The 13,440-nt window shown below is 38.7% G+C and carries 14 protein-coding genes and 1 pseudogene; 14 read left to right on the top strand and 1 reads right to left on the bottom strand.

The genetic code is table 11. The features are described from left to right. Together BAZSYMA_RS10185 and BAZSYMA_RS01880 are read left to right on the top strand one after the other, a co-directional pair. A pseudogene (locus BAZSYMA_RS10185) lies at positions 1-195 on the top strand (hypothetical protein); the annotation flags it as partial. A 10-nt stretch (positions 196-205) separates the two neighbouring features. After that, positions 206-412, top strand: coding sequence for a hypothetical protein (locus tag BAZSYMA_RS01880; RefSeq protein ID WP_090715028.1), 207 nt, complete (start codon positions 206-208; stop codon positions 410-412). A 57-nt stretch (positions 413-469) separates the two neighbouring features. On the opposite strand, the gene rpiA is transcribed toward BAZSYMA_RS01880, so the two are convergent. Beyond that, entirely contained in the window at positions 470-1,129 is a 660-nt protein-coding gene (gene rpiA, locus BAZSYMA_RS01875) for a ribose-5-phosphate isomerase RpiA (RefSeq protein ID WP_090715026.1), read from the bottom strand. A gap of 42 nt (positions 1,130-1,171) precedes the next feature. Between rpiA and rdgB the strand changes: the two genes are divergently transcribed. The 12 genes from rdgB (at position 1,172) to BAZSYMA_RS01815 (ending at position 13,362) form a co-directional block, all read left to right on the top strand. Next, complete coding sequence (gene rdgB, locus BAZSYMA_RS01870) at positions 1,172-1,762, top strand: RdgB/HAM1 family non-canonical purine NTP pyrophosphatase (RefSeq protein WP_090715024.1); 591 nt, start codon at positions 1,172-1,174, stop codon at positions 1,760-1,762. Further along, positions 1,756-2,862 carry a radical SAM family heme chaperone HemW gene (hemW, locus tag BAZSYMA_RS01865; RefSeq protein ID WP_090715022.1) on the top strand — a complete coding sequence of 369 codons (1,107 nt, stop codon included), beginning with the start codon at positions 1,756-1,758 and terminating at the stop codon, positions 2,860-2,862. Before rdgB ends, hemW begins: the two co-directional genes overlap by 7 nt. Before the next feature lie 48 nt (positions 2,863-2,910). Next, the gene (locus BAZSYMA_RS01860) at positions 2,911-3,171 is read left to right on the top strand and encodes a hypothetical protein (protein ID WP_143243060.1); all 261 of its coding nucleotides are present in this window, start codon (positions 2,911-2,913) and stop codon (positions 3,169-3,171) included. A 140-nt stretch (positions 3,172-3,311) separates the two neighbouring features. Continuing rightward, a complete protein-coding gene (locus BAZSYMA_RS01855) occupies positions 3,312-5,138 on the top strand; it encodes a copper resistance system multicopper oxidase (RefSeq protein WP_090715017.1) in 1,827 nt (608 codons plus the stop codon). Positions 5,139-5,153: 15 nt separating this feature from the next. Further along, positions 5,154-5,858, top strand: a complete 705-nt coding sequence (locus BAZSYMA_RS01850; protein ID WP_090715014.1) for a copper resistance protein B — start codon at positions 5,154-5,156, stop codon at positions 5,856-5,858. 36 nt (positions 5,859-5,894) lie between these two features. Then, positions 5,895-6,476 carry a c-type cytochrome gene (locus BAZSYMA_RS01845; protein ID WP_090715011.1) on the top strand — a complete coding sequence of 194 codons (582 nt, stop codon included), beginning with the start codon at positions 5,895-5,897 and terminating at the stop codon, positions 6,474-6,476. 24 nt (positions 6,477-6,500) lie between these two features. Then, complete coding sequence (locus BAZSYMA_RS01840) at positions 6,501-6,908, top strand: c-type cytochrome (RefSeq protein WP_090715009.1); 408 nt, start codon at positions 6,501-6,503, stop codon at positions 6,906-6,908. Beyond that, the gene (locus BAZSYMA_RS01835) at positions 6,905-8,374 is read left to right on the top strand and encodes a multicopper oxidase family protein (protein ID WP_090715006.1); all 1,470 of its coding nucleotides are present in this window, start codon (positions 6,905-6,907) and stop codon (positions 8,372-8,374) included. Before BAZSYMA_RS01840 ends, BAZSYMA_RS01835 begins: the two co-directional genes overlap by 4 nt. A 17-nt stretch (positions 8,375-8,391) precedes the next feature. Beyond that, positions 8,392-10,875: a heavy metal translocating P-type ATPase gene (locus tag BAZSYMA_RS01830; RefSeq protein WP_090715003.1), complete on the top strand. Its 2,484-nt coding sequence runs from the start codon at positions 8,392-8,394 to the stop codon at positions 10,873-10,875. A 129-nt stretch (positions 10,876-11,004) separates the two neighbouring features. Continuing rightward, positions 11,005-11,850, top strand: a complete 846-nt coding sequence (gene argB, locus BAZSYMA_RS01825) for an acetylglutamate kinase (protein WP_090715000.1) — start codon at positions 11,005-11,007, stop codon at positions 11,848-11,850. Further along, entirely contained in the window at positions 11,843-12,727 is an 885-nt protein-coding gene (locus BAZSYMA_RS01820; protein WP_090714998.1) for a dihydroorotate dehydrogenase electron transfer subunit, read from the top strand. The genes argB and BAZSYMA_RS01820 overlap by 8 nt, the downstream gene beginning before the upstream one ends. After that, positions 12,724-13,362, top strand: a complete 639-nt coding sequence (locus BAZSYMA_RS01815) for a YggS family pyridoxal phosphate-dependent enzyme (RefSeq protein ID WP_090714995.1) — start codon at positions 12,724-12,726, stop codon at positions 13,360-13,362. Before BAZSYMA_RS01820 ends, BAZSYMA_RS01815 begins: the two co-directional genes overlap by 4 nt. The last annotated feature ends 78 nt before the right edge of the window (positions 13,363-13,440 follow it).

The following is a 13,440-nucleotide window of genomic DNA, read 5'->3' as shown; positions in this document are numbered from 1 at the left end:
AAAAATGTGCTCGCTTATGACTATAAACTCATAACCACTGAGTTCGTTTACCATAAAATTAAACAATGTTTTGTTGACAGAGGTTATCAAGGTCATGGCATTAAAGACATTCAAGTATTCATCTCAAGACAAAAGCGCGGCGTAGCAAACAGCATTAAAAGGCTACTCAAACGCAGAAAGCGCCATAGAGCCTGAGATTTCTCATGTGAATAACGATGGCAGACTAAGTCGCAACTACCTTAAAGGCAAGATAGGTGATATGCAGAATGTTATTGTGTATGCCAGTGGACATAATTTGAGAAAGATCCTTAGCAAATTGGCGCAAGACGCCAAGGATTTTTTGGTGCAAATCTATTTGGCTTGGTTGTTTGGTTGTGAGCGTGTTAAAAGACCGAAGATTATTTTTGGTTAGTGGTTGAATTTTGGTTTATTTAGGTTGGGCTATTTATGCAAAGGTCTCAAATAAAGTTTAAGCCGTTACCATGCGAACACCATTTGGTGTTCCAAGTAGCAATACATCTGCAGGACTGTTGGCAAATAAACCGTTAGTCACAACACCGGTAATGCTGTTTAATTCAGTTTCTATAGCTTTTGGATTGGTAATTTTTAAATCACTTACATCTAAAATCAAGTTGCCATTATCAGTAGTGAAATCTCTGAGTTTCACGGTGCCGCCTATTCTTTTGGTAATTTCACGAGTGACATAATTCGCACTCATTGGGATAACTTCTACAGGTAAGGGGAACGCACCCATTACATCTACCAGTTTAGACTCATCGGCAATACAGATAAATTTATCCGCTACTGCTGCGACAATTTTTTCACGAGTAAGTGCACCACCACCACCTTTAATAAGGTTTAAACCATCATCTGATTCATCAGCGCCATCAATATAAACTGACATTTTTTGAACATCATTCAAATCAAATACTTCAATACCGTGTGATTTTAATCGCTGTGCTGTTGCTTCAGAACTTGCCACTGTGCCTTTGATTTTGTCTTTTATTGTTGCCAATGCATCAATAAAAAAATTAGCCGTTGAACCAGTGCCAACGCCTATAATAGTGCCTTCAACAACATAATTCAATGCTTCTTGTGCCACTGCTTGTTTCATTTCATCTTGTGTCATAATCGTTTTTGAATGTAATTTAAAGTGAGTTATTATACACCTATGCGAAAAATCATCTTAGCAAGCAATAATAAGGGGAAAATTAGAGAATTTAATGCCATGCTTAAAAGTGTCTGTGAAGTGGTATCAATGAGTGATGGTGGTGTTGAAGAAGTGCCTGAAATAGGACTCACTTTTGTTGAAAATGCTTTGATTAAAGCTCGCAATGCATCCGAACAATCAGCTCTTCCTGCTTTAGCAGATGACTCAGGCATTGTGGTAGATGCACTTGATGGTGCGCCAGGTATTTATTCAGCGCGCTATGGGGGTCGTCATGGTAATGATGAAGCCAACATGCAAAAACTATTAGATGAAATGAAGGATGTTGCTGATGGTGAGCGCAGTGCCAAGTTTTGGTGTGCAGTTGTATTTGTTGAACACGCAAACGACCCAACACCTATTATTATTCAGCGTGCTTGGGAAGGTGAAATTTTGCGTGAGAAAGTTGGCAAAAATGGTTTTGGCTATGACCCTATTTTTTATCTACCAACTCAGAGCTGTACTTCTGCTGAATTGTCCTCTGAGGTCAAAAATACGATTTCACATAGAGCTAAGGCACTCACAGCACTATTAGAAGAATTAAAAGTTTGTTAGTACTTCCGCCACTTTCACTGTATATCCATTACCCTTGGTGTGTAAAAAAATGTCCGTATTGCGATTTTAATTCGCATGAACAGCGTACTGAGAATGATACGGCCTACATACAAGCGGTATTGGCAGATTTGAAAAATCAACTGCATTGGGTGCAAGGGCGAGAGATACAAACAATTTTTATTGGTGGCGGCACGCCAAGTCTATGCTCGATTGAAGCCATGGAAGTTTTGTTTGTAGGACTTAGAAAAACACTGGATTTTGCCGATGATATTGAAATCACATTAGAGGCCAATCCTGGGGCAAGTGATAGAGAAAAATTCAGTGCCTTAAAAAAGTTAGGGGTGAATCGTTTGTCAATTGGCGTGCAGTCTTTTAACGATGGATATCTGCAAAACTTGGGCAGAATACATTCCAGCCAGCAAGCGATTGAAACGCTAAAACAAGCACAGGTGGTTGGATTTGATAATATTAATATTGATTTAATGTTTGGTTTTGAGGGGCAAAGCATTGACGAGTGTTTGTACGATGTTAAACAAGCCATCGCACTGAGTCCAGCGCATATTTCTTTTTATCAGCTCACCGTTGAACCCAACACTTTTTTTGCCAAACACCCGCCAAAACTTTCGCAAGAAAATGCATGGGAAATGCAAGAGCAAGGACAACTGTTATTAGAGCAAGCAGGATTTATCCAATATGAGGTTTCAGCATTTTCACAGCGACCTGCAAAACACAATCTGAATTATTGGCAATTTGGCGATTACTTAGGCATTGGTGCCGGCGCACATGGAAAAATAACCACAGAAGGTAAAATACTTCGCACATTACAATCAAAATCACCCAAAGATTTTACTCAGAACAACCAAAACAAAATTACCGCAGTAAAGCAACTTAGTTTTGAATTTATGTTGAATGCATTACGACTTAAGGCGGGATTTGAGTCTGATTTATTTACGCAAAGAACAGGGCAATCAATACCAACAATTCAGCAACAATTAAATAAAGCCCAGGCATTAGGACTACTTGAGCTAAATGATAAGCGCATTCAGCCTAGTGAAAAAGGATTTAATTTTCTGAATGATTTGCAGGTTATTTTTTTGTGATATAATTAGAAGATGAAAGTTTTGTTATCATTGTTTTTTCTTGTATTTATGTCGTTAGCTAATGCTAATGATATTGTTGCATCTAGTGGTATTGAGCATTGCTCATTAGGTAACAAATTGATGAATATGTCCGTTGAAGAACATTTATCAGGATGTTGCGATACAGTTTGTGCGCAACATTTTTCTATTGATAAGAAGGCCATAATTTCTGAGAGAGTTATTCTTCAATCACTTTCAGTGACCTCTATTGCTAATACTTTTTATACATCTTTTTCCTCGAAGATGATTCTCCCCCCTCCAATCGTTTAAATTTTCTAGCGTATTGACTCTGTAAATTTGTTTTTATAAAGCAATTTTATTATTGTCAATCGTCAATCAATCTAAGTTTTTTTAGTAGCACTTAAGAATTGTTTATCAATTCAAATAGTTATTGATTAAGGAGAATAAAAATGAATAACAAAACATTATCACGCAGGCAATTTGTTACGGGTGTAACAATAGGCGCTGCAGCATTAGCGATTAACCCAAGTATTTTATTTGCGGGTATGCGCAACAATATAACAACACTAACAGGTAATACTTTTAACCTAAGTATTGGAGAGCAAAGCGTCAACTTTACCGGCACCATGCGCAGCGCCACTACCGTAAATAACTCACTGCCAGCACCTTTATTAAGGTTTAAAGAGGGGGAGATGATTACGCTAAATGTTACTAATCATCTAAAAGAAAACACTTCTATTCACTGGCATGGTTTGATTTTGCCAAGTGAAATGGATGGAGTGCCTGATATTAGTAATGATTTTCATGGCATTGAACCAGGCGAAACCTTTACTTATCGTTTTAAAGCCAAACAAAGTGGCACCTATTGGTATCACTCACATTCTGGTTTTCAAGAACAAACAGGCCTGTATGGCCCGATTGTGATAGACCCAGCTGGAAAAGACCCAATCACTTATGATAAAGATTATATTGTTATGCTTTCTGATTGGACCGATGAGAATCCAGTTGATGTGTATCACAAACTTAAAAAACTCTCACATTATTACAATTTTAATGAACGCACCCATACTGATTTAATGGATGACATCGAGAAAAATGGACTAGAAAATACTTGGAGCGATAGAAAAATGTGGAACCAAATGCGCATGAGCCAGCGTGATTTGTCCGATGTAACAGGATACACTTATACTTATTTAATCAATGGCGTAACACCTGACAAAGGCTGGGTTGGCTTGTTTGAAAAAGGTGATAAAGTGAGAGTTCGCTTTATTAACGGTTCAGCAATGACTTTTTTTGATGTGCGCATTCCAGGGTTAAAAATGACGGTAGTGGCTGCTGATGGACAAAATATTGAACCTGTGTCTGTTGATGAGTTCCGCATTGGCGTGGCAGAAACCTATGATGTGATTGTTGAACCAAAAGATGACAGAGCCTACACTATTTTTGCCCAAGATATTTCTCGCTCTGGCTATGCACGAGGCACATTAACTCCCGATACCTCAGTGTTAGGCGAGGTGCCTGAATTAGACAAGGCGTCTAGTCTAACACACAGTGATATGGGGATGAATATGTCAAATATGGCAGGTATGGATCATTCAAAAATGAATCACGGCTCGATGAACATGAAGCAAACGACAATGTCTGGCATGGATCATTCAAAAATGGGTCACAGTTCAATGGGTAAGCAAAAGTCAATGGCAGATATGGACCACTCAAAGATGAATATGGGTGACAACAAAGAAATGTCAACCATGGGTTCAATGTTAACTCATGCGGATACTGAATTTGGACCACATATCGATATGCGTTCTGTTGATCCACAATATCGTTTAGATGACCCAGGTGTTGGGTTGCGTGATAACGGTAGAAAAGTCTTAACTTATGCAGATCTTCGTAGTTTGCATATGACGCATAACTATCCAGACCCAGATCGTGAGATTCAATTGCATTTAACGGGCAATATGAGTCGTTATATGTGGTCTATTAATGGTGTGAAGTTTGCCGATGCTGAGCCTTTGCAGTTTAAATTTGGCGAAGTTGTTCGTATCACTTTTGTTAATGACACAATGATGAATCACCCTATGCATCTACATGGAATGTGGAGTGATTTAGAGACAGGAGATAATATGTATATCCCACGCAAGCATACGGTGATTGTTCAACCAGGGGCAAAGATTAGTTATCGAGTTAAAGTTGATGCTAAAGGCTCGTGGACATATCATTGTCATTTGTTGTATCACATGTTGGGTATGTTTCGTCGTGTGGATGTGGTTTAATTAAAGGAGAAAATAATGAAATATTTAAAAGCAGTAACAATTAGTTGCCTATTTGTGCTGACATCACTGTCATTTGCAATGGGCATAGAAGACGACCCTATTTTAACTAAGGTGATGGGTGAAATAGAGTTGCGAAGTACAGATGGTGCTAATCCTAGAGCTTGGGATATTGAGGCTTGGATGGGTCAAGATTTAAATAAATTTTGGGTTAAAACTAGGGGTGAAAAAGTTGCAGGGAAGACCGAAAAATCTGAATTACAATTGCTTTACTCAAAAGCAATAACGCCTTTTTGGGATTTGCAATTCGGAGTAAAAGAAGACTTACAACCTAAACCAAAACGCAATTGGGGAGTGATTGCTGCCAAGGGCTTAGCGCCTTATTTACTTGAAGTTGATGCTTCGTTATTTGTGGGTGAATCTGGCAGATTAGGTGTACGCTTAGACGCTGAGTATGAGTATATGTTTAGTCAAAAATTGATCTTATCACCAGAAGTAGAGATTAATGCATTTAGTAAAGACGATGAATTAACAGGCACAGGGAAAGGCTTGTCTAGTGTTGAGGCAGGGCTAAGGCTGCGTTATGAAGTGACGCGTGAATTTGCACCTTATATTGGCATTAACTGGGAAAAAAAATACGGCAATACGGCTAATTTTTCTATTGCTGAAGGTGAGGATATTGAGGATGCACAAATTGTAGTTGGTATGCGTTTTTGGTTTTAATCTGATAATATGTGGTTTTATTTTGGAGTATAAAGAATGAAAATTTTATTAAAAATATGGTTTGTGATTGGTTTATTATTTCTATTGATTTGGTTTGGGGTGTTTAACATTTCTGCCACAGAGAAACATTGGGATATTACAACAAAGTTATTGGCATTTGTAAAAGAACGCTCTATTACGGTGCGTGCACATGATATTAAGGTGCCTGATTTATCAAAACCCGATATGATTAAGAGTGGCGCTAAGAACTTTGATGCAATGTGTGCTCAATGTCATTTGTCTCCTATCAAAGAATCGACAGAATTGAGTCTTGGGCTTTATCCTAAGGCACCTGTGTTTTATCAGCAAAACCACACAGGTCATGGTGCAGGAAATACATTCTGGACCATTAAAAATGGACTTAAGATGACTGGAATGCCAGCATGGGGGGATTCTCATACTGATCAACAAATATGGGAAATGGTGGCTTTTTTAGAAAAACTTAATGACATGTCAGCTGCTAAATATACACAATTAGTTGGCGATGGCGGGCATACGCATAAAAATATTGAGCATATAGAAGAAGCAGTTGTCCCTAAGAGTAACAACGCCCATCAAGAGAACGGGCACCTGCATTAATTTAATATAAAAAAAGGAGAAAACATGAAAACAGTAATAATTTTATTAAGTGCGTTATTTTTAACTGCTTGTTTTGACAGTGGTGATGCGCAAGCAAAAGAAGAGAATAGGACAAAACTAGGTAAAGCAACTTTTGATAAAAATTGTGTATCTTGTCATGGTAAAGATGCAAGGGGTACATCGACAGATTGGAAAAGACTTTTACCAAATGGCAAATATCCAGCGCCACCATTAAACGGAACAGCGCATGCTTGGCATCATTCACCGAAATTGCTACTAAACACTATTAATAATGGTGGTGTAAAGTTAGGTGGATGGATGCCAGCATTTAAAGACAAACTAACGGATAAAGAAAAGCAGGCAACCCTAGATTATCTACATAGCTTATGGTCAAAAGACATTCAACAAAAATACGATGCGAGGTTCAAATGATTAGTAGAAGAAGTTTTATACAAGCAGGCTTGGTTTTGGCGGCGTTGCCAAAGCAGATTGTATGGGCAAGCGGTAAGGTTTTTCGCAATACTTTTAGAACGCCAAAGCTAGAACTAGGCAGAAGAGTGGGTAAAGATGTTTATTTCGATTTAAGCATTCAGTCTGGCAGAAGCGCTATTTTCCCCAACAAGGCCACACCAACCTTAGGTATAAATCAAGATTTTCTAGGGGTAACGCTACGCGCTAATAAAGGCGATAGAGTACATATTAGCGTTAAAAACACCATTGATAAAACCACCACACTACACTGGCACGGTATGAAGCTACCCGCCAAAGCCGATGGTGGGCCTCATCAGCCAATTGCGCCGAACCAAATTTGGCAAACTCAGTTTGACATTATTCAGGATGCTGCGACACTTTGGTATCATTCGCATCAATTACACAAAACGGCTGAACAGGTTTACCAAGGCTTAGCGGGGCTATTTATTATTGGCGATGATGCATCTAAAAAACTGAACCTGCCTTCTGAATATGGGGTGGATGATTTACCAGTGATTATTCAGGATAAGGATTTTAACCGCAACGGCTCTTTTTCTTATTTAGGCTCAATGATGGACAGTATGCGTGGCATGAAGGGCAATACAGTGCTGGTTAATGGTGTGGTTAGTCCAGTTTTAAAAGCCAAAAAATCTTTATTACGATTGCGACTACTAAATGGTTCAAATGCCAGAACTTATCATTTAAGTTTTAATGATAATCGTGTGTTTACCATTATTGGTAGTGATGGCGGTCTATTAGAGCATTCGATTAAAGCCAATACGCTGCGTTTGGCACCTGCTGAACGAGTAGAAATTTTGGTGGATGTGAGCGATGGCGGGCGTCCGATTCTACAACATGCTGCTGCGCAAGAGTCATCAAGCATGGGTGGCATGGGGATGATGGGTGGCATGATGAATAATGAGCGTCAGGATATGGATATTTTTCAGATTGATGCCTCTGATACACTTAAAAGCACGAGCAGCATCCCTAAGAATTTAGTCAAGCACAACAACCCACAGCAATCCGCAGTAAGCAAGCAAAGAAGGTTAGTTTTGCAAATGCAAATGGGGCCAAGAATGATGCTTGGTGGCAATGCTTTTAGTATTAATGGCAAGACCATGGATGTTAATCGAATTGATGAAGTGGTTAAGGCTGGCAGTACAGAGATTTGGCACTTAGAAAATACCTCAATGATGCCGCATCCTTTGCATATCCACAATGTACAATTTAAAGTAATTGCTCGTAGAGGCGGGGTTAAAGGGCATGAGTTGGGCTTTAAAGATGTGGTGTTAGTACACCCTAGAGAACGAGTAAGTGTGATTATGAAGTTTCCTGAGTTTCGTGATGCAAAAATACCTTATATGTATCACTGTCATATTTTAGAACATGAAGATAGAGGAATGATGGGGCAATTTGTCGTAGTTTAAGTTTAAAGGATATAAATATGAAGCACATTTATCAAGTTTTAGATATGTCTTGTGGAGGATGTAAAACCAATGTAGAAAAGGCATTGTTGGCGCTATCTGACATACATAAGGTAGAGATTGATTTAGCCACCAAAGCCGTGGTGGTTGAAATGCAGAGTCATTTATCACTTGATACTTTGCAACAGGCTTTATTAACGGCTGGGTTGCATTATACGATTACTATGCCAGAGCATGAGTTTATACACCACCCAAAACAACAAACAAGTATTAAAAATGGGAACGGTGTGTTTTATTGTCCGATGTTTTGTGAGGGTGAAAAAACTTACCCAACACAAAGCGGTTGCCCAATCTGCGGTATGGATTTAGTAGAACAGCCTAGCACCACGCAAACCACCCAATTTACTTGCCCAATGCATTCTGATATTGTTCAGGATATGCCGGGAAGTTGCCCCATTTGCGGTATGGATTTAGTTACACTAGAGGCTGAAGATAGCGAGCAAAAAACTTATCAAGATTTGCTTAAAAAAATGAAAATATCGGCGTTGTTTGCTTTGCCAGTTTTTATTATCTCGATGTCCGATTTAATTCCTAATAATCCACTCAATGTTTTAATGAGCGGACAAAATTTGGGTTTTGTGCAATTTGTTTTAACTTTACCTATTGTTTTTTGGACTTGTTGGATGTTTTTTGAGCGGGCTTATACATCCATTATCACTTGGAATCTTAATATGTTTACTTTGGTGGGTATTGGCACAGGGGTTGCGTTTATTTTTAGTGTGGTAGGATTGTTTTTCCCTGAGATTTTCCCTGATGATTTTAAAACCGAAAGTGGTACGGTTTTACTTTACTTTGAAGCCACGGCAGTAATTTTAACTTTGGTTTTATTGGGGCAATTATTAGAAGCAAAAGCACACAGTCAGACCAGTGGCGCATTAAAAGCATTATTACAATTGGCACCTGCAACGGCGATATTACTTAAGAATAATGTAGAAGTCGTGATTGCCATTGATAAGATTAAAAAAGATGATTTGCTAAGAGTTAAACCTGGAGACAAAATTGCCGTAGATGGTGTTATTACTCAAGGCAAAAGTAGTCTTGATGAATCAATGATTTCTGGTGAACCCATTCCCGTTGATAAAGTTGAAGGTGATAAAGTGACTGCTGGCAGTATTAATGGCAATCAGTCTTTTGTGATGTGTGCTCAAAAAGTAGGCGCAGAAACCTTACTTTCTCAAATTATTGAAATGGTTAAAACTGCATCTCGTTCGCGCGCACCGATTCAAAAATTAGCCGATACTATTGCTAAATATTTTGTACCAATCGTGGTCTTAATAGCAATTTTAACTTTTATGATTTGGGTCTGGCTTGGGCCAGAACCCGCACTGGTTTATGGCTTTGTGAATGCAGTAGCAGTTTTGATTATTGCCTGTCCTTGTGCTTTAGGCTTAGCGACACCGATGTCAGTAATGGTTGGCGTGGGCAAAGGGGCGCAATCAGGTGTGCTAATTAAAAACGCCCAAGTTTTAGAAATAATGGATAAGGTTGATGTGTTAATCACTGATAAAACTGGCACGCTTACTCAGGGCAAACCCTCGGTGGAAGAAGTGTTTTCCCAAATAGGCAATGCTGATGATTTATTGCAAAAAATAGCTTCACTCAATCAATATAGTGAACACCCTTTGGCACAAGCTGTAGTACAATCTGCTAAAGAAAAAAATATCAGTCTTGTTGAAGTGGCAGATTTTGAAGCAATTACTGGTAAAGGCGTAGTTGGCATAATTGATAAACAAAAAATAACATTGGGCAATCTAGCGTTAATGAGAACGAATAAGATTAATATTGGTGATGATGCATTAATGCAAAAAATCATTTTTGCACAAGAACAAGGCAAAACTGTTTCTTATATTGGTATCGATGATAAGGTGTTAGGCTATGTATCTATTAGCGATAGCATTAAATCAAGTAGTAAAAAAGCCATCACTGAGTTAATGGCAAAAGGGGTGGATGTCATTATGATGACAGGCGATAATAAAAATACTGCCAAAGCAGTTGCTGATGAACTTAATTTAAGTGAATTCCAAGCACAGTGCCTGCCAGAAGATAAACTTAATAAAATAAAACAACTTCAAGCACAGGGGAAAATTGTAGCCATGGCAGGCGATGGGGTGAATGACTCACCTGCTTTAGCACAAGCAGACGTGGGAATAGCGATGGGCACAGGCACTGATGTAGCAATCCAAAGCGCGGAAATTACTTTAGTGCGAGGGGATTTATATGGGATTATTAAAGCTAAAAAATTAAGTTATGCAGTGATGAAAAATATCAAACAAAATTTATTTTTTGCATTTATTTACAATATTTTAGGGGTACCAATAGCTGCTGGGATATTGTTTCCTGTATTTGGCGTGTTGCTTTCCCCCATGATTGCCGCAACAGCGATGAGTTTTAGCTCGGTGTCGGTGATTGTAAATGCACTTAGACTTAGAAAAATTTCTTTATAAGGCTTAAGGGCATCCCAGAAACCCTAATGAAGTTCTGCAAGCTCTTTTGGCTAGGTTTTTTTGGGAACGCCCTTAAAGAAAACTTGTTAGGTAAAATAGAATTTTTTTAATATTTTCCCAAGCACTAACATGTCTGAAATTACACGCGTCTTAATTGAAGCACTACCGTACATTCAAAAATTTAAAGACAAAACCATTGTCATTAAATATGGTGGCAATGCAATGATAGACGAAAAACTAAAATCCAGTTTTGCACGAGATGTTGTGTTGATGAAATCAGTCGGTATGAACCCAATCGTAGTGCATGGTGGCGGACCACAAATCGGTAAAACATTGGAGAAAATCGGCAAGAAAAGTGAATTTATTGGCGGCATGCGTGTGACTGATAGTGAAACCATGGATGTGGTAAAAAAGGTTTTAGGTGATGTGGTGAACAAAGAAATTGTAGATTTAATTCATCAACATGGTGGACACGCTATTGGTTTAGTAGGCAAGGGTAAGTGTTTGGTTTCTGCTAAGAAATTACCGACACCAGAAGGGGTTGATTTAGGCTTTGTGGGTGAAGTTGATAGCATTGACACTTCGGTGATTGATGCATCGCTTAATGCCATTCCTGTTATTGCACCCATTGGCACAGGTGCAGATGAATGCTTTTACAATATTAATGCCGATTTAGTCGCAGGCTCAATCGCTGAAACACTTGATGCTGAAAAACTGATTTTGTTAACCAACACTATTGGTTTGTTGGATGGAGAGGGTGAGTTATTAACAGGTTTGAGTGCTAAAAAAGTTGATGAGTTGATTGCTGATGGCACAATTTACGGTGGTATGCTACCAAAGATTGGTTGTGCTCTGTCAGCGGTTAGAAATGGTGTTAAATCCACGCATATTATTGACGGGCGTGTCTCTCATGCCGTACTCTTAGAAGTATTTACTGATGGTGGTGTTGGCACACTAATTACTGCTGATGAATAAATCACATAGAAATACTATTAAAGTTTGTGATTGTCAAATATTGGCACATTATCAATTTGAGGGTGAACAGTATATTTTAACTTTGGCATCAGATACCATTGCTAAAGCGACCAAACCAGGGCAATTTTTGCATATCACGGTTTCCGATTCTCTCGCTATGAGGCGACCGATTTCAATTATGTCAGTGGATGTTGAAAATGGTACTTTTGACTTACTCTATAAAATAGTGGGCGAGGGTACGCGCCAATTGTCTGAGCGTAAAATAGGCGATGTGTTATCTATTATTGGACCCATCGGTAATGGTTTTAAACTCACTGACAAAAAACGCCCATTACTCATTGGAGGCGGTGTGGGTATGCCACCGATGATTGCCATTGCGCAACAAATTAAAGATAGGGATTATCAGCCATTTACTATTCTTGGTTCAGAAGTACCATTTCCATTCGATGAAAAGCCAGCAGATAATGCCAAAGATTATGCAGGCACAACGCACACAATGCCGTTGTTAGAAGATTGGGGTATTGAGTGTCGTTTGGCAAGTTTGCATGGGTTTAAAGGCGTATTTAAAGGCTTTGTCACTGACCTAGCACGAGTGTTTTTAGACGCACTTTCTGCTGAAGAATTAGCACAAGTTGAAGTCTATTCTTGTGGTCCACACCCAATGTTAGAAGCAGTGGCGAAACTTGCTAAAGAATATAACTTACCTTGCCAAATATCTTTAGAAGAATATATGGCGTGCGGGGTTGGTGGTTGTGCGGGTTGTGTGGTTGAAGTGCGCCCTGCAAGAAGTGCCCTTGGGGTGCAAACTGATAACGGTGTAGCAATGAAACGCGTTTGCGTTGATGGCCCTGTGTTTGATGCTTACCAAGTATTTTGATTAAAGACAACTTAGCAAGAGTTCAAGCGCGGATTAACAAGGTTAATCACACTCAAACCGTAACTTTGATTGCGGTTAGTAAAACAAAGAGCGCATCTGATATACAACAAGCGATTGACGCAGGACAACGCCACTTTGGTGAAAATTACCTGCAAGAAGCCTTAGATAAAATTCAAACATTAAAAAATTCAAAGGTGTGTTGGCATTTTATCGGCCCAATTCAATCCAATAAAACCAAACAAATTGCGCAAAACTTTGATTGGGTGCATAGTATTGATAGACTTAAAATTGCCAAGCGACTTAATGAACAACGACCAGATAATAGGGGGAAACTCAATGTTTTATTGCAAATTAATATTGATAATGAACCCACTAAATCCGGGTTTTTTCCTGAAGAAATTGATGAAGTCATCATGCAAATTAAATCTTTAAGCAAACTATCACTAAAGGGTTTCATGTGTATTCCCAACCCTGATAATTCACGCATAAGTTTTACTAAAATGGCAGAAATAGGGGAAAGATATCCTAATTTAGATATGCTATCTATGGGTATGAGTCATGATTTGGAATTAGCCATTCAAAATGGTGCAACTTTTGTTAGAATTGGTACTGATATTTTCGGAAAAAGAGATTGATTCTTTAGTTTCTATCAGGATTCTCTTAAATGTAAAGTATGAATATACTTAGTCAGCCCTTAAAAACCACACAAAACA

The sequence above is a fragment of the Bathymodiolus azoricus thioautotrophic gill symbiont genome, from assembly GCF_001298715.1.
GTDB lineage: Bacteria > Pseudomonadota > Gammaproteobacteria > PS1 > Pseudothioglobaceae > Thiodubiliella.
This window is presented reverse-complemented; position numbering and strand designations above follow the sequence as displayed.

Coding starts and splice junctions, on each gene's coding strand:
- rpiA (WP_090715026.1), bottom strand. CDS start 1,129: ATGACACAAGATGAAATGAAACAAGCAGTGGCACAAGAAGCATTGAAT.
- rdgB (WP_090715024.1), top strand. CDS start 1,172: ATGCGAAAAATCATCTTAGCAAGCAATAATAAGGGGAAAATTAGAGAA.
- BAZSYMA_RS01860 (WP_143243060.1), top strand. CDS start 2,911: ATGTCGTTAGCTAATGCTAATGATATTGTTGCATCTAGTGGTATTGAG.
- BAZSYMA_RS01855 (WP_090715017.1), top strand. CDS start 3,312: ATGAATAACAAAACATTATCACGCAGGCAATTTGTTACGGGTGTAACA.
- BAZSYMA_RS01850 (WP_090715014.1), top strand. CDS start 5,154: ATGAAATATTTAAAAGCAGTAACAATTAGTTGCCTATTTGTGCTGACA.
- BAZSYMA_RS01845 (WP_090715011.1), top strand. CDS start 5,895: ATGAAAATTTTATTAAAAATATGGTTTGTGATTGGTTTATTATTTCTA.
- BAZSYMA_RS01840 (WP_090715009.1), top strand. CDS start 6,501: ATGAAAACAGTAATAATTTTATTAAGTGCGTTATTTTTAACTGCTTGT.
- BAZSYMA_RS01835 (WP_090715006.1), top strand. CDS start 6,905: ATGATTAGTAGAAGAAGTTTTATACAAGCAGGCTTGGTTTTGGCGGCG.
- BAZSYMA_RS01830 (WP_090715003.1), top strand. CDS start 8,392: ATGAAGCACATTTATCAAGTTTTAGATATGTCTTGTGGAGGATGTAAA.
- argB (WP_090715000.1), top strand. CDS start 11,005: ATGTCTGAAATTACACGCGTCTTAATTGAAGCACTACCGTACATTCAA.
- BAZSYMA_RS01820 (WP_090714998.1), top strand. CDS start 11,843: ATGAATAAATCACATAGAAATACTATTAAAGTTTGTGATTGTCAAATA.